The sequence below is a fragment of the Myxococcaceae bacterium JPH2 genome (genome assembly GCA_016458225.1).
Taxonomy (GTDB): Bacteria; Myxococcota; Myxococcia; order Myxococcales; family Myxococcaceae; genus Citreicoccus.
Window position 1 is genome coordinate 691,779 of the sequence record JAEMGR010000005.1, and the last position, 19,730, is coordinate 711,508.

Genomic DNA, 19,730 nt, shown 5'->3' on the forward strand with positions numbered 1-19,730 from the left:
GATACGCCCGTCTCGCAGGGAAATGTCCTTCAATCCGCAACCATCGCGGCCCGAACGCGGGGCTACCGGGAAGATCCGAGGGCCCGCAGGTACTGCTCGCGCACCCGCGTGGCGAGGTCGACGGGGTCGGGTCCGAAGGCCTCGGGCGGCACGGGGGGCAGCACGCGCACGCGAATGGACGCGCGGGGGCTCAGCCAGGGACCGTCTCCCTCCACCAACCCCGTGGTGCCCTCCACCACGATGGGCACCACGGGCACGTGCTCCTCCAGCGCGAGCTGGAACGCGCCGCGCTTGAACGGGAGCAGCTGACCGTTGGTGGAGTAGGTGCCCTCGGGGAAGATGAACACCGGCATGCCCCGGCGCAGCCAGGCGCGGCATGGGTCCAACAGCTGGTGCAGCGACGTGGAGGTGCCGCGCACGACGGGCACGTGCCCCAGCAGCGTCATCATCCAGCCCACCAGCGGCAGCCGGAACAGCGACGCCTTGGCCACGAACTTGAACGGCGTGAACAGGCCCATCACCGCGAGGATGTCCATGGCGGACTGGTGATTGGCCACCAGCACACAGGGGCCGCGCGGCAGCAGCTCACGCCCCTCGATGCGCGTGCGCCAGCCGGGCGAGGCGTGCAGCCACACCCAGAAGCAGACGTTGCAGACCAGCGCATGCAACGCATTGCGGTTTCGGTCCACCGGATACGAGACGAGGAACAGCACCGCGCCGAGCGTGAACAACACCGGCGCGACGACGAGGAACAGCAGCCAGAACCACACCGAGACGACGAACCGCATGCGCAGGACCGTCAGCGCTGCGCGGGCGGCGTCATCCGCGCCGCGAAGTTCATCGCGTAGTTGACCTCCAGGCCGCCGTCGACGACGAGCGTCTGGCCATTCACGTACTCGGAGCCCTCCGAGCACAGCCACTCGATGGGCCGGGCAATCTCATCCGGGCTGGCCACATGGCCCGAGGGCACCTGCTCCTTCACGGTGGCCTCCAGGCCCGCCCACGCATCGCCCATGTAGAAGCGGCTGGAGTCCGTGTCGATGTAGCCCGGGTTGACCGCGTTGACTCGGATGCCCGTGCCGGACAGCTCCGCGGCCAGGTACTTCACCATGATCTCCATGGCGCCCTTCATGGCCCCCAGGAGCCCGTGGAACGGCAGGGGCATGCGCGAGTCCATGCCCGACACCGCGACGATGCGCCCCTTGCGGCCCTCCATCAGCGGCACCGCGCGCTGCGCGCCCAACAGGAAGCTCTTCACCGTGACGTTGAACGTCTTGTCCATCTGGTGGAGCTTCGTCTGCATCAGCGGCGTGAAGACGGTGGAGGCCGCGTTGGCCACGAAGACATCCAGGCCGTGGAACTCTTCCTGGATGGTGTCGAAGACGCTGTGGAGGCTGGCGGGCTCCAGCTGATCCGCCACCAGCACGCGGCAGCGGCGCCCCAGCGCCTCCACTTCCTGGCACAGCGCCTGGGCCTGCTCGGCGTCACGTCGATACGTGGAGACGATGTCATAGCCGGCCTTGGCCAGCCGCAGGGACACAGCGCGGCCCACGCCGCGCGAACCACCGGTGATGAGCGCCACGGGAGATGTCGTCATGGTGCCCCAGGGCATACCACCTTCCCGCCCCTCCCGGACGTCCTCCACCCTGAGCCGGGCCCCTCTCCGGGCATGGGTCCCGCGTCCTGGCCGATGACACTCGGGACGTCGCCCCGGCGTCACTCGGGTTCTTATGCGCTTGCGGCCTCGGCGCGTTACGAACTTAGGTGCCCGGTCGAATGCGAGGAGACGCCGAATGGATGTGAAGGGTGTGCACGTCGAGACCCATCCCCGAGAGGGAGAACCGCTCGTCCGCGCCGGACGTCCGGATCCCTGCACCGTGGTGCTCTTCGGCGCCACGGGAGACCTCGCCCAGCGCAAGCTGTTCCCCGCCCTCTTCGAGCTGGACCGCGCGGGCCTGCTCCCCGAGCACTTCGCCGTCGTCGCCTTCAGCCGCTCCACGTTGGACGACACCGCGTTCCGCGCGCACGTGAAGGCGGGCCTCGAGAAGTTCGCCCGCACGCAGCCCCTGGACGAGGCCACCTGGAAGCGCTTCGCCCCGCGCCTCGAAGGCGTCTCCGGCGCCTATGATGATCCGCAGTCCTTCGTCCGCCTGCGCGAGCGGCTCGCCACGGTCTCCCAGAAGCAGAAGACCGGCGACAACCAGCTCTATTACCTGGCCACGCCCGCCTCCACCTTCCCCCAGATTCTCAAGGGGCTCGCGGACGCGGGGCTGCTGACGCGCCAGACGGATCCAGGCCACCACCCGTGGCGCAGGCTCGTCATCGAGAAGCCCTTCGGCCACGACCTGGAGAGCGCCAAGGCCCTCAACCGCGAGCTGTTCTCGGTGCTGGACGAGCGGCAGATCTTCCGCATCGACCACTACCTGGGCAAGGAGACGGTGCAGAACATCCTCGTGTTCCGCTTCGCCAACGCCATCTTCGAGCCATTGTGGAACCGCCAGCACATCGACCACGTGGAGATCACCGCGGCGGAGACGATTGGCGTGGAGGGGCGCGGCGGCTTCTACGACGAGACGGGCGTCATCCGGGACATGGTGCAGAACCACCTGCTCCAGGTGCTCGCGCTGTGCGCCATGGAGCCGCCAGTGTCCTTTGGCGCGGAGGACATCCGCGACGAGAAGAACAAGGTGTTCCGCGCGCTGCGCCCCGTGGAGGGCGCCGACGTCGCGGACCACGTCGTGGTGGGCCAGTACAAGGGCTACGCGCAGGAGAAGGGCGTCAAGCCGGGCTCGCGCACGCCCACGTACGTCGCGCTGCGCATGCACGTGGACTCGTGGCGCTGGCAGGGCGTGCCCTTCTACGTGCGCGCGGGAAAGAACCTGAAGCGGCGCATGACGGAGGTGTCCATCCACTTCAAGTCCGTGCCCGTGGGCCTCTTCAGCGGCGAGGGCGCCACGTGCCAGCGGCTGCAGCCCAACGTGCTCACGCTGCGCATCCAGCCGCGCGAGGGCATCGCCCTCTCCTTCGAGTCCAAGGTCCCCGGTGAGGACGTCAACATCGCGGGCGTCACCATGGACTTCAACTACGCGGAGAGCTTCGCCAAGCCCGTGCCGGAGGCCTACGAGCGGCTGCTGCTGGACTGCATGCGCGGCAACGCCACGCTCTTCGCGCGACAGGACAGCGTGGAGCAGGCCTGGGCCTATGTGACGCCCATCCTGCGCGCCATCGAGACCGGCGAGGGCGGCACCGTGCACACGTACGAGCCCGGGACGGCGGGTCCGGAGGCCGCCGCCTCGCTGCTGGCCCGCAGCGGACGTCGGTGGACGCCGCTATGAGCGAGCCCCTCGTCGTCGCCCCCGAGCACCTGGCGCGACAGGCCGCCGAGTGGCTGGCGCGCGCGCTCCAGGACGCCCTGAGCCATCAGCCCCGCGTCAGCCTCGCGCTGTCGGGGGGCTCGACGCCCGCGCCCACGTATCGCGCGCTGGCGGGGATGACGCTGCCCTGGGCCCGCGTGGACGTGTACTTCGTGGACGAGCGCTTCGTGCCGCCCGACCATGCCCAGAGCAACTACCGGCTGGTGGAGGACACGCTCCTGCGCCCGCTGCGGCTGCCGTCCTCGCAGGTGTTCCGCATGGAGGGCGAGCGCGAGGACCGCGAGCAGGCCGCGCGCGACTACGAGGCCCGGCTCCCCGCCGCGCTGGACGTGGTGCTCCTGGGCATGGGCGAGGACGGCCACACGGCCAGCCTGTTCCCCGGCAGTCCCGCGCTCGAAGAGCACGAGCGGCGGGTGCTCGCGGTGGTGGGCCCCAAGCCCCCACCGTGGCGCATGACGTTGACGTTCCCGGTGCTGCAAGGCGCGCGGGCCGTGCTGGGGTTGGTGGCGGGCGCGGGCAAGCAGGACGCGGTGCGCCGGGTGTTGGCTGGAGACGCGGCCCTGCCCGCGGCCCGCGTGACTCGCGCGCAGTGGATGATGGACCCCGCCGCTGCGGGACAGTGACGAGATTTCCCAAGGAAGCTTCTGAGGAGGCAGCATGACTGCGGCAAGCAGCCCTCCAAAGCCGGCGCAGTTCGGCGTGGCGGGCATGGGCGTGATGGGCGCGAGCCTGGCCCTCAACATCGCGGACCACGGCTTCCGCGTGGCGGTGTGGGACCGGCATGCGGAGCGCATCGATGAGATGCATCAGAAGTACGGACACCCGGAGATAGGTGGCACGGCGTCGCTCGAGGAGTTCGTGAAGCGACTGGAGCGCCCGCGCCGCATCCTGCTGATGGTGACGGCGGGCGAGGCGGTGGACTCCATGCTGGAGCGCCTGTTCCCGCTCTTGTCGCCCGGCGACGTGGTGATGGACGCAGGCAACTCCTGGTACGAGGACACGCGCCGGCGCGAGCGCCTCTGCCACGACAAGGGCTTCCACTTCCTGGGCGTGGGCGTGTCTGGCGGCGAGGAGGGCGCGCGCCACGGGCCCTCCATCATGCCCGGCGGCCCGGCGGACGCGTACGCGCTGGTGCGCCCCGTGCTGGAGGCCATCGCCGCGCGCACCGAGGCGGGCCTGTGCGTCACCCACGTGGGGCCGGATGGCGCGGGCCACTTCGTGAAGATGGTGCACAACGGCATCGAGTACGCGGACATGCAGCTGCTCGCGGAGACGTACGACGTGCTGCGCCGCGGCCTGGGCATGGACGCCACGTCCCTGGCGGACCTGTTCTCGCGCTGGAACGAGGGCATCGCCGAGTCCTTCCTGCTGGAGACCACCATCAAGGTGCTCCGAAAGAAGGACGAGAAGACCGGACGTCCACTGGTGGACATGGTGTTGGACAAGGCCGGCCAGAAGGGCACCGGCAAGTGGACGGTGCAGGTGGCGCTCAACAAGGGCGTGCCCGTGCCCTCCATCGCCTCCGCGTTGGATGCGCGCAACCTGTCCTCGCTCAAGGACGAGCGCGTGGCGGCCTCGCGCGTGCTCAAGGGGCCGCACGAGTCGCTGTCCACCGAGGAGCGCCAGAACCTGGCGCAGTGGGCGCATGACGCGCTCTACGCCGCGCGCGTGGTGACGTATGCGCAGGGCATGCGGCTCATCCAGGTGGCGTCACGGGAGTATGGCTGGAATGTGTCGCTGGCGGAGATGGCGCGCATCTGGCGCGGCGGCTGTATCATCCGCGCCAAGCTCCTCACCCCGCTGCGCGAGGCCTTCACGCAGCAGCCGGAGCTGCCCAACCTGATGGTCTCCGATGCCTTCGCCCCGGTGCTGGACGGGCTGGCGCCCTCGTGGCGCAAGTTCCTCGGCTCGGCGACGCGGCTGGGCATCCCTGTGCCGGTGTTCAGCTCCAGCCTGGCGTACATGGACAGCTACCGCAGCCCGGAGCTGCCCCAGAATCTCACCCAGGCCCAGCGCGACGCCTTCGGCGCCCACACCTACCAGCGCCGAGACACCCCCGACGCAGGCTTCGTGCACAGCGATTGGAACGCGTGACGCAGCAGGTTGAGACCCGCGCCCAGGTATCACACCTGGGTGCGTGTCACCCCTGTGCCCCTGTCGCAAGGGAAGGCCCCCGCCGTGACGCAGTGAAACAACGTCGGGGGTCCCTCCCCGAAAGTCAGCTCTCTCTGGTTAGCTGGAGGACACCGTTCGGGAACCACCACACCAGGGGTCATCCATGTCGACTGAACCGGGAGCGAAGGTCCTTCAAGAAGTGAGGGCTCTGGCGCCGGAGATCGCCGCCCAGAGCGCGGCCATCGAGGAGGCGCGGACCCTTCCGCCAGACGTCGTCACACGGCTCAAGAACGCGGGCCTCTTCCGGATGTTCGCGCCTCGGAACGTGGGCGGCACCGAGTTGGATCTCGTCTCGGGGCTGGAGGTGCTGGAGGAGCTGTCTCGCGCGGACGGTGCCACGGGTTGGGCCACCATGATTGCCTCGGAGAGCGCGCACATGTTCGTGCTGCTCCCGCGCGAGCAACTGAACGCCATCTACGCGCCCAGCCCCGACGTCACCATGGGCGGCGCCTTCAACGCGCAGGGCACCGCGCGCGAGGTGGACGGCGGCTACCAGGTCACCGGCCGGTGGAACTTCGCCACGGGCTGCAAGCACTCGGACTGGCTGTTCGGCAACTGCGTGCTGTTGGGAGACGACGGCAAGCCGCTGCCCGGCCCCGCGCCCGGGACGGTGCGCACGCGCGGCATGCTGGTGCCCGCGGGCGAGGGGCGCATCATGGACAACTGGTCCGTGCTCGGCCTGCGCGGCACGGGCAGCCACGACGTCGTCATCGAGGCGTTCGTCCCGCACGCGCGCAGCTTCGACATCTTCATGGGCACGCCCAACGTGGAGGGCCCCACGTACGTGGTGCCGGTGCTGCACTGCGCGCTGCACATGGGCGCGGTGGCGCTGGGCATCGCGCAGGGCGCGGTGGATGACCTGATGGCGCTGGCGCTCACTGGCAAGAAGCGGCTGTACGCGCGCCACGCGCTGGTGGACTCGCCCGTGTTCCGCAACCGCCTGGGCCGCGCGGACACCGCCGTGCGAGGCGCGCGCGCCGCGTTGCGCGACCTGGGCCGCCAATACTGGGAGGCGTGCAACACGTCTCCGGCGGTCGCCTTCGGCCTGGCGCCGCAGGTGTCCGCCACGCTCACGTGGGTGACGGAGACGGCCGCGCAGGTGGTGACCAGCTGCTACCACTCGGGCGGCGCGTCCTCCATCCGCGACGGCGCCACGCTGCAGCGCCGCTTCCGAGACATCCACACGCTCATGCAACACGCCTCGGTGGCCGAGGGCTGGTTCACCCAGATGGGCGCCGCGCTCCTCGGCTTCCCCGTCCTCTTCGAGGCGTGAGCGACACGGGCCCTACTTGCGCGACGATGCGCGCAGCTCCGCGCGGCGAATCTTCCCGCTCACCGTCTTGGGCAGCTCGGTGACGAACTCGATTTCGCGCGGATACTTGTAGGGCGCCGTCGTCTTCTTCACGTGCTCCTGGAGCTCCTGCATGAGCTGCGGGGAGCCCACGTGGCCAGGCGAGAGCAGGACATACGCCTTGATGCGCTGTCCGAGCTTCTCGTCGGGAACGCCCACCACCGCGGACTCCGCCACCGCGGGGTGCTCGAGCAGCGCGGACTCCACTTCAAAGGGCCCCACGCGATAGCCCGAGGTCTTGATGACGTCGTCCGCGCGGCCCACGAACCAGAAGTAGCCTTCCGCGTCGCGCACGGCGCGGTCTCCCGTGACGTACCAGTCGCCGCGCCGGCACGCGCGGTTGGCCGCGTCGTCCTGGAGGTAGCCGTGGAACAGGCCCACGGGGCGCTCGGGCGCCACGCGCACGGCGATGTCGCCCTCCCCGCCATCGGCCACCTCGCGGCCCTGCTCGTCGATGACCGACACCGTGAAGCCCGGAGACGGCTTGCCCATGGAGCCCGGGCGTGGCGGCAGCGAGGGGAACATTCCCACCAACACCACCGTCTCCGTCTGACCGTAGCCCTCGCGGATGTGCAGCCCCGTGGCGTCGTGCCACGTCTCGATGACCTCGGGATTGAGCGGCTCGCCCGCGCTCACCACGTGGCGCAGGGATGACAAGTCATGGGCCTTCAGGTCCTGGAGCACCAGCGCACGCCACGCGGTGGGCGGCGCGCAGAACGTGGTCAGCCGCTCGCGCGCGATCACCTTCAGCAGCCCCTCGGCGTCGAAGCGGCCTCGGAAGTCATGCACGACGTTGCACGCGCCCTGGCTCCATGGCCCGAAGAGCTTGCCCCAGGCGCACTTGGCCCAGCCCGTGTCGCTGAGCGTCAGGTGCCGGTCCTCCGGGCCCAGGTCCAGCCAGTAGCGCCCCGTCACCGCGTGGCCCAGGCCGTAGCTGGCGTGCGTGTGCAGCACCATCTTCGGCATGCCCGTGGTGCCGGACGTGAAGTAGATCAGCAGCGGCTCCTCCGCGCGCGTCGGCGCGAATGCGTCCCCGCCGCTGGGCGCGGCCTCGGCCGGCACGTAGCGCCGCCAGGGCGCGGGCGCGTCCCCCACCGCGACCCAGGCCTTCACGCCGCCGGTGCCCACGACTCCCTCGAACCGCTCCAGGCAGCTCGCCTCGGAGAGGACGGCGACCGCGCCCGAGACCTCCAGCCGATAGCGGATGTCCTTCGCCGTCAGCATGGGCGTGCCCGGCATGAACACGATGCCGGCCCGGATGCAGCCCAGCACCAGGAACCACCACTCCGGCACGCGCGGCATCATCACGAAGACGCGATCACCCCGGCCGAGCCCCAGGTCCGTGAGGAAGCGCGCGGCGTGCAGCGAATGCGCCCGCAGTTGCGCGAACGTGAAGCGGCGGGAGTCCCCGGAGTCATCGGACCACTGGAGGGCGACCGCATCGGGCCGCTCCCTCGCGTGGCGATCCATCACATCCGTGGCGAAGTTGAAGAACTCGGGCCGCTCCCACCGGAAGTCCCGGTGGGTGGCCGCATGGTCATTCATGTTGCGCGAAGCGGAACGGGGCATGTCCTGGCTCCTGGGGCGCGAATGTCCCCGGAGCCTGCCACGCCCTCGCGACTACTTCGACGCCTTGCCGTGCAGCGCGCGAAGCCGCTCGGCCTCCTGACGGGCCTCCTGGCTCCAGCCCTGCTCACCCAGCTGGGCCACCTGCTCGAACGAGTCCGCCGCGCGATCCAACAAATCCAGCTCGCGCAGGACGAGGCCGCGGTTCCACAGCGCCTGCGGATGACGCGGCTCGGCACGCAGCGCGCGGTTGAGCAGCTCCAGCGCCTGGGTGAGCGAGCGCTGCTTCAGCGCCACGACCGCCAGGTCGTTGTCGCGATCCGCCGAGGGCTTCTCGCGCTCGAGGAAGGCCTCGGCCTGGCGCAGGTCGCCCCGGAGCAGGTAGGCCGCGGCCACGCCGCGCAGGTCCTCGCGCTCCTCCAGGTCCGCCAGGGGGCGCAGCGGCAGCGCCTCCACGGTGGACTCGGAGCCGCGCATGGGGCCATAGGGCCGCCAGTGGTCGGCGCGCGGATGGCTCAGGCGCTCTTCCAGGCCGCGCGTGCCCATGTCCTCCAGGAACACCACGCCGGGCACATCCGAGGGCGCCTGCCGGTACACGAAGATGGCGGAGAGGCACGCGGCCATGGCCAGCGGGATGGCGGCCTGGTACGCGCGCCTGGCCCAGGGGCGCAGCGGCACCACCTTCGTCTCCGGCTTCTGAGGCGAGGGCGAAGGCGCGGGCGCGGCGGCCTCGGCCTCCAGGGCCGCGCCTCCGAGCGCGCGGGCGGCGAGCATCTCGAGCTGGAGCAGGTCCTTCAGCCCTTCCTCGCAGGCGGGGCAGCGCGGCAGGTGGCTGCGAAACGCCTCGGCCTCCGCGTCACCCAGCTCTCCGTCGATGAAGAGGTGCAGCCTGGTGCAGTTCGCGTTCATGAAAGGACTCCCCGCTCTTGGGCCACCGCCACACTCGGCTGCAGCAGCTCCTTGAGGTCCCTGCGCGCCAGGGTGAGCCAACTGCCCACGGTGCCCACGGGAACGTTGAAATGCTCGGCAATGGCCTGGTAGCGGCGCCCCTCGGCGTGCAGCCGGTAGGCGTCTCGCAGGTGCGGCTTCAGCCGCTCGATGGCCGCATGGAAGGCGTCGTTGCTCACCAGCTCCCAGCTCTCCTGGGGTGTGTCCAGTGAGACCATCGAGTCCTGGACGAGCGCCAGGTGTGGCAGGCCCCGGTTCTCGGTGCGCTGACGCCGGCAGTAGTCCAGGAAGCGGTTGGTCATGGTGGTGCAGAGCCAGGCCGCGGCGGCCGGGTCTGTCCGGTCCTTCAGGTGCTCGTACTCGGGGAGCGCGCGCTCGAAGGCCTCTTGGACGAGGTCTTCCGGGTCCAGGCCCCCCCGAGCGCACAGCCGGCGAGCCACGGCCAGAAGGCTGGGCCGATGTCGCCGGATGAACGCTTCGAAGTGGCGCCGCTCCCGGTTGAAGAGATTGGCCATGAGGCCCACGCTCACAGTACGAGTGGTTTCCCTGACAAAGACGCCCAGCGTCCCAAATCTTGAGCAAAAAAATGCCCGGCGGGGCCAGGTGCCTACCGGGCAGGATGGGTTCAGCGCGACTCAGAGCCGCCATTCCACGGAGGGGCCGTCTCCCCCAGGGGGGGAACGACCGGGGGCGGGGACGGACGCCGCCGGCGCTGCGTCTGCTCGCACGTGGGATAGTTGCTCTTCACGTGGGGCTCGCTGTAGTCGGGCTCAAAGGCGCCGGGTCGGGTGGAATAGGCATCACCGGGCGTCATAGGCGCTCACTCCTCGGGCTGGGGTGAAACTCGAACGGGTAGAAAACGACAGCCATGGCATTCCATAGCATGCCGGACTGCCACTGCCTGCATCGGGTCTTTGGCATCGAATCAGGGAATTCATGGAGTTCCTAATGGGCATGGATGAGTCTCGCCTCCAGGCGGAGTGGCAGGTGTGGCTGGCGGAGAACCTGGCGTTGGGGGTGCCGGAGGAGGACGTGCTGCAGGTGCTGGCCGAAGCAGGCGTGGAGCCCGGCTTGGCGCGACGGGAGCTGGAGTCCATGGGCACGCACCCTGCCTTCCAGGCATGCCAACGGCTGGCCCGTCACTACGGGGGGCTGGAAGCGCTGCTGGACCTCTACAGCGACCTGCGGCGGGGGGACGGGGGTTGGTCGCTGGAGCGGCGCAAGGACTTGAGCGCCGAGGAGTTCTTCGCGCGCTACTACTTCGGGCATCGGCCCGTGGTGCTGCAAGGAATGATGGAGGACTGGCCGGCGCGCACGCAGTGGACGCTGAAGAGCTTGAGGGAGCGCTTCGGGCACGTGGTCATCGAGGTGATGACGGGGCGTGACGCGAACCCGGATCACGCCTCGCAATACGAGCGGCATCGCACCCAGATGACCTTCGCGGAGTACGTGCGCCGCGTGGAGGCAGGGGGCGAGACGAACGACCACTACATGGTCCCTCGCAATGACAACTGGCGGCGCGAGGGATTGCAGGCGTTGACCAAGGACGTGCGTGCGCCGCGTGGCATCATCGACCCGGCGTTGAACCCAGACATGTTGACGTTGCTGTTGGGTCCGGCGGGGACCGTCACCCCGCTGCACCATGACAACCTGAATGTCTTGCTGTGCCAGGTGATGGGACGCAAGCACGTGAAGCTGGTGCCCTCCTTCGAGCGGCACCGGGTCTACCCTCGCAAGGGGACCTTCAGTCACGTGGACGCGGCCCGCCCCGATCTGGAGCGCCACGCGCTGTACTCCGAGGCCACGGTCTTGGAGACCGTGCTGGAGCCCGGTGAGATGGTCTTCATTCCCGTGGGATGGTGGCACTGGGTGCGCGCCCTGGATGTGAGCGCGTCCGTGACGTTCCACCAGTTCCAAGTTCCCGGCGGCAATACACATCTGTCTCCCCCCCCCTGAACAGCGGCCCCTCGCGGGGCTGCTACTCCTCAGACTCTCAGTCTCCCGTCTCCACCAACAACACGAAGCGCGTCCAATCCGCGCGGGCATCCCGTGCGAGCCACTTCTGGCGCTCGTCGCGCAGGGCAATGGCGGGCGGGGCTCCCGCGCGGATCCGCTGACGGACCCCATCGAAGAAACGTCCCGCAGCGTCCGGGATATCCACGGTGGACGCGAGCACCGCGCGTGCCCCCGCGTCGATGAACGCCGCGGGCAGGCTGAAGGGCTCGTGCGTCGCGTTGGTGGTGAGCCGACCCGCGCTGCACGCGGCCAGGAACACCGTGGGCGAGCCATTCAGCTTCTGCTTGCGGACCACATCCGCGGTGAGGGCATAACGGCCGTTGTCCTCGGGAGACAACACCACCAGCGAGGCATCCGACAACGTCGGGTCCACGATGCCGTGCGCGTGGATTTCAATCTCGGTGGCGTCTGTCATCCCGGCCAGCACGCGGGTGGGCGTGGCGTCCGCCCCAGTCAGCAACTCCATCGCGCCCGCCTCGGAATCGGCGGCGGGCATCCACGCCGGCAGCCGGGGAAGCTGGAGCAGCGAGGGCGTCTCCACGCTGGAGACCACGAGCCGTCTGGGATTGGGTGAAGTCATCCGGCCGCCCCCTCGGCCCACGCGGAAGCTCCAGGCCATGTCCGGCGGCAGGATTTCCGTGCGGCCGAACACCGGCGGCCAGGCCAGCACCTCCACCTGATCACAGCTCCGGACGGATTGCAGGAGCGCGGGCGGGATGAGCGTCGAGGAGTCCATCCGCGCAAAGGCCTCCGCGCGCGCGGGCTCGTAGAACCCGCGCACGGTCCCCTGCGCATCCACGGCGACGACCACGGTTCGCTCGTAGTGCACCGCCGCGGCCAGCGCACATCGCTTCGGTACGGGGGCACCCAACTGGCGGGCCAGCAGCTCCAGGGCACGACCGAACTCCTGCGCGCGCCCCGCGTCCACTGCGAGCGAGGAGTAGCTGTAGGCCCAGGCCTCGCGCCCTAGCATGTCGCCATGGGGCAGCTTCTCAGCCTCGTCAATCACACGCGTCAGCATGGCCTGCCCGTGGACACGGTCACTGTCCAGGACGAAGCGGCCCTCAAGGTAGTGACCGTAGACGACGTCCCCGGGAAAGACATTGGGCCCCGAGGACGCGGAGTCCACCGCCTTGCGGACCCACTCGGCGTCCCCCGGCCGAGTCCCCAGCCGCGCCAGCTCCACCATCGTGGCACCGAACATCAGGTCCGCGTTGACGTCGGGGCACTTCGCCGCGATGTCCAGCTCCCGCCGCGCGTCCTCGGGATGCTGATCCAGGTAGTGGATGTGCGCGAGGTTGACGTGGGGCCAGTAGCAGAAGGCGTCGCGGCCCGTGCGCGCGATCCACTCCTCCAGATAGGCACGCGCGCTGGCGAAGTCGCTCCGCGAGCGCGTCAGGTGGACGAGCATCTCCAGCGACTGCGATTCGAGGTTCCACTCGCGGAGCTGACGCGCCCAGGCCCACGCGATGCGTGCATGGCGCTCCGCCTCGGTGACGCGCTGGAGCTCCACGTACAGCCGCCCCAGCTTCACCTCCAGGTCCACGCAGCGGGCGGACAGCGCGCCCTCTCGGCAGACCTTCAGGGCCCTGAAGAGCCGCTGCTCGGCCTTCCACCACTCACCGTCAGCGTGCTCCTTGCGAGCCAGCTCGCTCTCCGCGATGAGGTTGAACCAAGGGTCGGACTGCTTCTTCGCCCGAGCCAGGAACTCCGCGAAGTGTCGCTGCGCGCCCCCCGGGCGTATCAATGCCGCGCCCATGAAGAGGTCGTCGTCCGCCGTGGCCTTGAACTTGTCCAGCACCGCATCCGGCGGAGTGCCCGTGCGCACCATCTCCGCATAGGCGTTCGCGAGCGGCGCGCGACGGCTGAAGTCCAGGGTGGATACGCGCTTCACGTAGTCCACGAGCGAGGTGCCGCCCTGCAGTCGATCCAACTCCTGCGCCAGGGGCATCAACGCGAGGGCGCGCTGTTTGGAAGGCGCCGCGCGGAGCGCTTCATACAATCCCTGCCGGACGGTGCTGGGCAGACTGCGCGCCTCGGCGAGCGGGAGGGGCGCCTGGTCATTCTCCATCCACGCCCGCATGCTCGCGGTCGCGGCCTTCCACTCCCGAGCGCGCTCCAGTGTGCTCTCCCGCAGCCCGATGCCTTGCGCGTGGGCCTCGCGGCTCCAGCCCTGCTCCTTGAGCGCCGCCACCTGCTCGAACGTCTCGGAGGCGCGCAGCGTGAGGCCCATCTCACGCAACACCAGGGCCCGGTTCCACAGGGCCTGCGCGTGCTGCGGCTTCTGCGCGAGCGCGCCATCCAACAGGCGCAACGCTTGCTCGTAGTTGCCTCGCGACAGATAGACGGCGCCCAGGTCGCTGTCTCGATCCGGTGACGCGGGCAGGCGCTCCAGGAAGGACGCCGCCTGGTTCCACTCACCTTGGAGCGCGTACGCGGCCGCGATGCCCGCCCAGTCTCCCTGCTCCTCCATCTTCGCCAGGTCGCGCAGCGGGATGGGCTCGGGAGGAACGGGACAGCCTCCCGCAGTGGCTCGGGTCCGGTAGCGGTCCGCCTCGGGATGACTGAGTCGCGCCTCGATGCGTGCCGCGGCGCGGCGCTCGGCCCAGAACTCCTCGGGGACACCTCGCGGCGGCATGCGCACCACCGCGACCGCGACGGCAATCACGAGCGCGGCCAGCGCCAGGGCCCAGAGCTTGTCGTACGGCGGCTTCAACATGCTGCCCCCTCGGGCACGGACCCCAGAGTGCTGCCCATCCGCGCCCTTCTACACCAACATCCACTCACCGCCGACCTCCGGGCCTACCCACCCCATCCGAAACCCCGTGGCTTGGACTCGGCACCCCAAGCTCCCCACGCGCCCGATCCCTACAACGCTCAGGGCCGCCGTTCTTGAGGGCGCTCGTCACGCCCGCCTCCTTCTCGGGCCGGTTCGTGAGCCCTCCGCCGCAGGCTCGTGCCACGAGCGGACACGACCTTGCGCGTCTTGCGCACCGCGTGGCGAGGCACCGATGGCCCGCATCCAACGGGAATCATTGGTCTCGCGGGCTCGCATGAGGAGCAGGCGACGAACTGTCGTCCCCGAGTGACAACACGGTGGGCATGCGGACAGGGGCCTGCGTGCGCGCCCCTTGGCGACAGGCCGGGGGCGGGAAGGACTCGGCGCCGCGAAATGTCTTCTTCATTCAACCCGGAAACGAAAGGACTTCGTTTGAAGCAACTCCTACGACTCGTCGCCGTGGTGCCCTTTTTGCCGCTGCTCGCCTCCGCCAACCCGCTGTGGAAGGGCGACTTCGAGACGGGCAATACGTCGCAATGGACCCGCGAGCAGAGCGTCTCCGCCAGCCGCCTTCAGGTGGTGACGGACGTCGTTCGCGAGGGCCGCTATGCGCTGAAAGCCACCGTCCAGAAGGGCGATGACCCCATCAACGGCAGCGGCAACCGCAACGAGTTGCTGTACCTGAGCCAAGAGACCCAGGGCGACGAGTACTTCTACAAGTGGAGCACGCTCTTCCCGAACAACTACCCGAGCGCGGACTCGTGGCAGGTGTTCACGCAGTGGCACCAGGAAGGGTGCTGCGGCTCTCCCCCGCTCGAGTTCTTCGTGCGCGGTGAGCAGATGAACATGCGCGTGGGTGGCGTGAACGGGCCCATCCTGTGGAAGGCGCCCATCGATCGCGGCAACTGGCACGACTTCGTGCTGCACGTGAAGTGGTCGCCGAATCCGAAGGAAGGCTTCGTCGAGCTGTACCACAACGGGACGCTCGTGGTTCCGAAGACCTTCGGCGCCAACCAGTTCGGCAGCGACAAGAACTACCTGAAGCAGGGCCTGTATCGCGACGCTGCCATCGGGCCCGAGGCGTACGTCTACCATGATGGTTTCGTCATGGGCACGTCGCTGGAAGACGTGATGCCCGCGGGGACGCAGCAGACGCCCGCGGCGGATGCCGGTTCGTCTCAGACGCCCGCGACCTCCACGCCGGACACCAGCACGACGCCTCCGGCCACGCTGACCCAGCCGGGCCAGGGGACGACCGCGACGCCCGTCAGCACGCTCGTGCCTGGGGGCACGAACAGCAACGTGATGAATGACGGCGCGCAGGGGCAGGGATGCAGCGCCACGGGCGGAGCGGCGGGAATGCCGGCGCTCGCCGCGGCGGGGCTCTTCACCACCGCGTTGTTCCGGCGCCGCCGTCCGGCGCTCGCGAAGAACATCACGCGTCGCTAACCGAGACTCACGCATGAAGCATCACAAGGCCCGGTGCGCCCCATGGCGCGCCGGGCCTTTTCGTTTGTGTCGGACGGGCTCACGCACCGAGCACCGCACGTCTTCGTGACAGCGTGCACAGTCCATCCATCAAGCACTGCCACGCGTTCGGATCCACTCAACCGCCGGAGAGAGCAAACAGACGAATTCAGGAGTCCGAGGGCCACACCTGGAGCCGTGGAGACAGCGTGGATCTACTCCTATCCATGCCGACTGCATCCGGCCGCCGGGGCCAAGCGCGGCCTCCGGGGTGAATGTGACTGCGTTCGCCAAGCCGCCCCGCAATGCACGATTGGACGCACTCTCGCACAGACATTCGCGGGTGCCGCTGGAACATCCCGTGGGATATCGTCGAATGCTCGCGGCGGGCTCTTCCGCGCTCGGTGCCCATGTCCACTTTCGACTCGACCAAGACCCTGCTCAGCGACCTCCTCACCAAGGTCGTCAAAGGGAAGCTCCAACTCCCTGACTTCCAACGCGGATGGGTCTGGGATGACAAGCACATCCAGTCCCTGCTCGTGAGCATCGCGCGGTCGTTCCCGATCGGCGCCGTGATGCTTCTCGAGACGGGCGGCGAGACTCGATTCCAGGTGCGCCCCGTCGAGGGCGTCGACCTGCCGCCCAACACGAGCCCGGAGGAGCTGATCCTTGACGGGCAGCAGCGGCTCACATCGCTCACACAGGTTCTAAAGCTCGATAAGCCGGTCGCTACGCGTGACGCCAAGAAGCGAGAACTCAAGCTTCACTACTACTTCGATATCGAGACGGCGCTCCGGGGTCCGCAGGAGCTGGAGGAGGCGATCGTCACCGTCGACGAGCAGCGCACCCAGCGAGAGAACTTCGGCCGCGATGTGAAGCTCGACCTGAGCACGCGCGAGAAGGAGCTCGAGGCGTTCCACTTTCCGTGCAACCAGATCCTTGATTCGAGCCAGTGGGAGTACGCGCTCGTCCAAGCGGACCCTAAGAAGTTCACGCGGTTCATGGAGTTCCGACAGAAGGTCCTTGAGCCGTTCCGCAACTATGCGCTGCCAGTCATCAGTCTGAAGAAAGAGACCTCGAAGGAGGCTGTCTGCCTCGTGTTCGAGAAGGTGAACACGGGCGGCGTTCCGCTCTCCGTCTTCGAACTCATCACGGCAACGTGGGCCGCCGATGGCTTCAATCTGCGCGACGACTGGTTCGGAGGAGGGAGCAAGCACGGGCGCCAGGCTCGCCTCGGCAAGAAGCCGCTGCTTCGGGATCTCCAGCCGACAGACTTCCTCCAGGGTGTCTCTCTGCTGCACTCGCTCGAGAAACGCACGCAGGATCTCGCCGCCGGACGGTCCGGCAAGGAGGCCACGGGCGTCACAGCCAAGCGCGAGCACATCCTCGAAATGCCGCTCAGCGCATTCACGAAGTGGGCTGACACGCTCACCAAGGGACTTGAGGAAACCGAGCGCTTTCTGCGCAGCGAGGGCTTCCACCACCCGAAATTCCTTCCGTACCGCACCCAACTCACGCCACTGGGCGCCGTCCTAGCGCATCTCGGTGAGCGCTGGCTCGAGCCACAGATCAAGACGAAGCTCGCGCGCTGGTTCTGGTGCGGCGTTCTGGGCGAACTCTATGGTGGCGCCGTCGAGACGCGCATCGCGCTCGACGTGCAGCAGCTTCTCGCGTGGATCCATGAGCCTTCGGCTCCAGAGCCTTCCACCATTCAAGCCGCAGGCTTCAACCCCAATCGCCTCGACACACTCCGTTCACGCACCAGCGCCGCGTACCGAGGCCTCTACGTGCTCTTGCAACGTGAAGGCGCGTGCGACTTCTTCTGGAAGACGCGCATGGTCGATCTCGACCGCGACGACGCAAGGCTCGACATTCACCACATCTTCCCCAAAAAGTGGTGCGAGGAGCACGACATCTCTCCGCGCATCTACAACGCGATCGTCAACAAGACAGCCATCTCGTACAAAGCGAACCGGATGATCGGCGGCAGCGCGCCGTCGAAGTATCTCGAGCAACTCCAGAAGCACGAGCAGGTGCAGTTGAATGACGTCGAGATGGACGCCATTTTGAAGAGCCACGTCATCGACCCGGCACAGTTGCGAAGCGACGCGTTCAAGTCGTTCTACACGACCCGGAAGGCGGCGTTGTTGGCCATCGTCGAGCGCGCGATGGGCAAGGTCTCGGCCGAAGTCTCGGGCATTGTCGCGGATGACGACGAGGACGCAGACGAAGAGAGCGAGGCCGCGTGAAGATGCGCACGAAGGACGTGCCGCACTCTTGTCAGCGTTCGCAACGTTCCTCGCACCCGCGCACTTCGTGCCGCGGGCAACATCGTGTCGCCTGACCACGAGCGCAAACCTCTCGGAACCGTGGGCAGCAGTGAATCCCTCCCTGGGGCTTCGATTCAACCGAGGTCGACGCTCTCTGACAGCAAGAGCGCGATAGCGCGCGGGTCCGCCAGTCAATGCTCCAGGGTCCAGACATGCGAAGGCCCGGCGTGCCTTGGGGCACACCGGGCCTCGTTCGCAGGGTCGGTCCTTCGGAGGCCGCTTAGTGCGCGCCTTCGACCTTCACCGTCGGGTCCGGCTTCTGGAGCATGAAGACCAGCAGCAGGGAGGCCGCGAAGATGGCCGTGAGAATCACGAAGTTGGCGTTGAAGGCTCGCACCAGCGCCTGCGCGTTGATGCGCATGTTGAGCAGGCCATAGGCCGCTCCACCGGGATCCAAGATGCCTCGCCCCGCCATCATCGCCTTCGCGGTGGCGAGCTGGTCCTGCGCCGTCTGCCCGTACACATCCACGTGCGAGGTCAGCGCCGTCACGTTCGCCTGCGTGCTCCGGCTGAGCGCGCTGCTCATCCACGCCGTGCCGATGGAGCCACCCAGCTCGCGCGTCAGGTTGAAGAGACCCGCCGCGTTGCCGCGCTGCTCCGGCTTCAGGTTGCTGAGCGCCAATACCGACAACGGCACGAACACGAAGCCCAGCGAGCAGGCTCGAATGAACACGGGTGCAATCAGCGCCGCCTCATCCACCGAGGACGTCATGTGCCCGTTGGTCCACAGCGACAGGCTCATGCCGCAGATGCCGAAGGCAATCAGCATGCGCCCGTCCACCTTGTTGCCGAACTTCCCGATGATGGGCATCAGCAGGATCTGGATGGCGCTGCCCTTGAGGAACACGAGCCCGATGTCGAGCGCCGAGTACCGCATCACCGTGCCGCAGAAGAGGCTGAACAGGAACGAGCCCGAGAACAGCGCCGTTCCGATGAGGAAGTTCACCCCCGTGGCCGCCGCGTAGGAGCGGTTGAGGAACACCCTCAAGTCCACCACGGGCTGGGGTGTCTCCAGTTCGTGGACGATGAAGGTGATGAGCGCCACGCCCGCGATGACCGCCAGGAAGGTGATGGTGCGGCTCTCGAACCAGTCCTCGCGGTTGCCCTCCTCCAGCACGTACTGGAGCGCCGCCATGCCCACCGCGAGCAGCGCGATGCCATTGCGGTCCACCTTCTCCAGCGAGACCTCGAAGTGCGGCTGCTCGATGTGCCGCCACGCCATGTACGCGGCGAAGATGCCCACCGGCAGGTTGATGAGGAAGATCCAGTGCCAGCTCGCCGCCTCGATGAGCATGCCGCCCACCGTGGGCCCGAGCAGCGGCCCCGTCACCGCGCCGAGCGCGAACAGCGCGCCCGCCATCGAGTGCTCATTGCGCGGATAGCGCGCGAAGAGGATGGCCTGCGACGTAGGGATGATGGCGCCGCCGCCCATGCCCTGGAGGATGCGGAAGACGACCAGGGACGGGAGGTTCCACGCCAGGCCGCACAGCACGCTGGCCGCGGTGAACATCAGGATGGAGAAGGTGAAGTACCGCCGATAGCCAAAGCGGCGCTGGAGCCATCCCGTCATCGGGATGACCACCACGTTGGCCATCATGTAGCCCGTGGACACCCAGGCGATCTGATCCAACGGCGTGCCGAAGCTCGCGCGGATGTCGCTCAGGGCCACGTTGACGATGGAGATGTCCAGCACGGACATCAGCGCCGCGGCCATGGCGGCAATG

At 68.3% G+C, this 19,730-nt stretch carries 14 protein-coding genes; 7 read left to right on the top strand and 7 right to left on the bottom strand.

Annotation, left to right across the window (positions count from 1 at the left end):
• Nucleotides 1-62: 62 nt before the first annotated feature.
• Together JGU66_11690 and JGU66_11695 are read right to left on the bottom strand one after the other, a co-directional pair.
• Entirely contained in the window at nt 63-788 is a 726-nt protein-coding gene (locus JGU66_11690; protein ID MBJ6761429.1) for a 1-acyl-sn-glycerol-3-phosphate acyltransferase, read from the bottom strand.
• 11 nt (nt 789-799) lie between these two features.
• Nucleotides 800-1,597, bottom strand: a complete 798-nt coding sequence (locus tag JGU66_11695) for an SDR family oxidoreductase (GenBank protein ID MBJ6761430.1) — start codon at nt 1,595-1,597, stop codon at nt 800-802.
• Nucleotides 1,598-1,793: 196 nt separating this feature from the next.
• Between JGU66_11695 and zwf the strand changes: the two genes are divergently transcribed.
• The 4 genes from zwf to JGU66_11715 all read left to right on the top strand — a co-directional run bounded on the left by zwf (nt 1,794) and on the right by JGU66_11715 (nt 6,822).
• Nucleotides 1,794-3,335, top strand: a complete 1,542-nt coding sequence (zwf, locus tag JGU66_11700; GenBank protein MBJ6761431.1) for a glucose-6-phosphate dehydrogenase — start codon at nt 1,794-1,796, stop codon at nt 3,333-3,335.
• Nucleotides 3,332-3,997 carry a 6-phosphogluconolactonase gene (pgl, locus tag JGU66_11705; GenBank protein MBJ6761432.1) on the top strand — a complete coding sequence of 222 codons (666 nt, stop codon included), beginning with the start codon at nt 3,332-3,334 and terminating at the stop codon, nt 3,995-3,997. The genes zwf and pgl overlap by 4 nt, the downstream gene beginning before the upstream one ends.
• A gap of 34 nt (nt 3,998-4,031) precedes the next feature.
• A complete protein-coding gene (gene gndA, locus JGU66_11710) occupies nt 4,032-5,468 on the top strand; it encodes an NADP-dependent phosphogluconate dehydrogenase (GenBank protein MBJ6761433.1) in 1,437 nt (478 codons plus the stop codon).
• A 184-nt stretch (nt 5,469-5,652) separates the two neighbouring features.
• Nucleotides 5,653-6,822: an acyl-CoA dehydrogenase family protein gene (locus JGU66_11715; GenBank protein ID MBJ6761434.1), complete on the top strand. Its 1,170-nt coding sequence runs from the start codon at nt 5,653-5,655 to the stop codon at nt 6,820-6,822.
• A 12-nt stretch (nt 6,823-6,834) separates the two neighbouring features.
• Here JGU66_11715 and JGU66_11720 read toward each other — a convergent pair whose 3' ends face one another.
• The 3 genes from JGU66_11720 to JGU66_11730 are packed head-to-tail and all read right to left on the bottom strand — an operon-like array spanning nt 6,835 to nt 9,929.
• Nucleotides 6,835-8,469, bottom strand: a complete 1,635-nt coding sequence (locus JGU66_11720; GenBank protein ID MBJ6761435.1) for an AMP-binding protein — start codon at nt 8,467-8,469, stop codon at nt 6,835-6,837.
• A 51-nt stretch (nt 8,470-8,520) separates the two neighbouring features.
• Nucleotides 8,521-9,375: a tetratricopeptide repeat protein gene (locus JGU66_11725; GenBank protein MBJ6761436.1), complete on the bottom strand. Its 855-nt coding sequence runs from the start codon at nt 9,373-9,375 to the stop codon at nt 8,521-8,523.
• On the bottom strand, nt 9,372-9,929 hold the full coding sequence (locus tag JGU66_11730) for an RNA polymerase sigma factor (GenBank protein ID MBJ6761437.1): 558 nt from the start codon (nt 9,927-9,929) through the stop codon (nt 9,372-9,374). The genes JGU66_11725 and JGU66_11730 overlap by 4 nt, the downstream gene beginning before the upstream one ends.
• A gap of 433 nt (nt 9,930-10,362) precedes the next feature.
• Between JGU66_11730 and JGU66_11735 the strand changes: the two genes are divergently transcribed.
• Nucleotides 10,363-11,370: a cupin-like domain-containing protein gene (locus JGU66_11735; protein ID MBJ6761438.1), complete on the top strand. Its 1,008-nt coding sequence runs from the start codon at nt 10,363-10,365 to the stop codon at nt 11,368-11,370.
• A gap of 37 nt (nt 11,371-11,407) precedes the next feature.
• Here the strand turns inward: JGU66_11735 and JGU66_11740 are convergent, their stop codons facing one another.
• The gene (locus JGU66_11740; protein ID MBJ6761439.1) at nt 11,408-14,149 is read right to left on the bottom strand and encodes a CHAT domain-containing protein; all 2,742 of its coding nucleotides are present in this window, start codon (nt 14,147-14,149) and stop codon (nt 11,408-11,410) included.
• 492 nt (nt 14,150-14,641) lie between these two features.
• Here JGU66_11740 and JGU66_11745 point away from each other — a divergent pair, with 492 nt between their 5' ends.
• Both JGU66_11745 and JGU66_11750 read left to right on the top strand, forming a co-directional pair.
• Nucleotides 14,642-15,658: a polysaccharide lyase gene (locus JGU66_11745; protein ID MBJ6761440.1), complete on the top strand. Its 1,017-nt coding sequence runs from the start codon at nt 14,642-14,644 to the stop codon at nt 15,656-15,658.
• 428 nt (nt 15,659-16,086) lie between these two features.
• Entirely contained in the window at nt 16,087-17,925 is a 1,839-nt protein-coding gene (locus JGU66_11750; protein ID MBJ6761441.1) for a DUF262 domain-containing protein, read from the top strand.
• 301 nt (nt 17,926-18,226) lie between these two features.
• Here the strand turns inward: JGU66_11750 and JGU66_11755 are convergent, their stop codons facing one another.
• A complete protein-coding gene (locus JGU66_11755; protein ID MBJ6761442.1) occupies nt 18,227-19,720 on the bottom strand; it encodes a DHA2 family efflux MFS transporter permease subunit in 1,494 nt (497 codons plus the stop codon).
• Nucleotides 19,721-19,730: the final 10 nt, after the last annotated feature.

Excerpts from the sequence above, each read along its gene's own strand:
- JGU66_11740 (MBJ6761439.1), bottom strand. The coding sequence starts at position 14,149 with ATGTTGAAGCCGCCGTACGACAAGCTCTGGGCCCTGGCGCTGGCCGCG.
- gndA (MBJ6761433.1), top strand. The coding sequence starts at position 4,032 with ATGACTGCGGCAAGCAGCCCTCCAAAGCCGGCGCAGTTCGGCGTGGCG.
- JGU66_11730 (MBJ6761437.1), bottom strand. The coding sequence starts at position 9,929 with ATGGCCAATCTCTTCAACCGGGAGCGGCGCCACTTCGAAGCGTTCATC.
- JGU66_11695 (MBJ6761430.1), bottom strand. The coding sequence starts at position 1,597 with ATGACGACATCTCCCGTGGCGCTCATCACCGGTGGTTCGCGCGGCGTG.
- JGU66_11720 (MBJ6761435.1), bottom strand. The coding sequence starts at position 8,469 with ATGCCCCGTTCCGCTTCGCGCAACATGAATGACCATGCGGCCACCCAC.
- JGU66_11735 (MBJ6761438.1), top strand. The coding sequence starts at position 10,363 with ATGGGCATGGATGAGTCTCGCCTCCAGGCGGAGTGGCAGGTGTGGCTG.
- JGU66_11755 (MBJ6761442.1), bottom strand. The coding sequence starts at position 19,720 with ATGGCCGCGGCGCTGATGTCCGTGCTGGACATCTCCATCGTCAACGTG.
- JGU66_11690 (MBJ6761429.1), bottom strand. The coding sequence starts at position 788 with ATGCGGTTCGTCGTCTCGGTGTGGTTCTGGCTGCTGTTCCTCGTCGTC.
- pgl (MBJ6761432.1), top strand. The coding sequence starts at position 3,332 with ATGAGCGAGCCCCTCGTCGTCGCCCCCGAGCACCTGGCGCGACAGGCC.
- JGU66_11715 (MBJ6761434.1), top strand. The coding sequence starts at position 5,653 with ATGTCGACTGAACCGGGAGCGAAGGTCCTTCAAGAAGTGAGGGCTCTG.
- JGU66_11725 (MBJ6761436.1), bottom strand. The coding sequence starts at position 9,375 with ATGAACGCGAACTGCACCAGGCTGCACCTCTTCATCGACGGAGAGCTG.
- zwf (MBJ6761431.1), top strand. The coding sequence starts at position 1,794 with ATGGATGTGAAGGGTGTGCACGTCGAGACCCATCCCCGAGAGGGAGAA.
- JGU66_11750 (MBJ6761441.1), top strand. The coding sequence starts at position 16,087 with ATGTCCACTTTCGACTCGACCAAGACCCTGCTCAGCGACCTCCTCACC.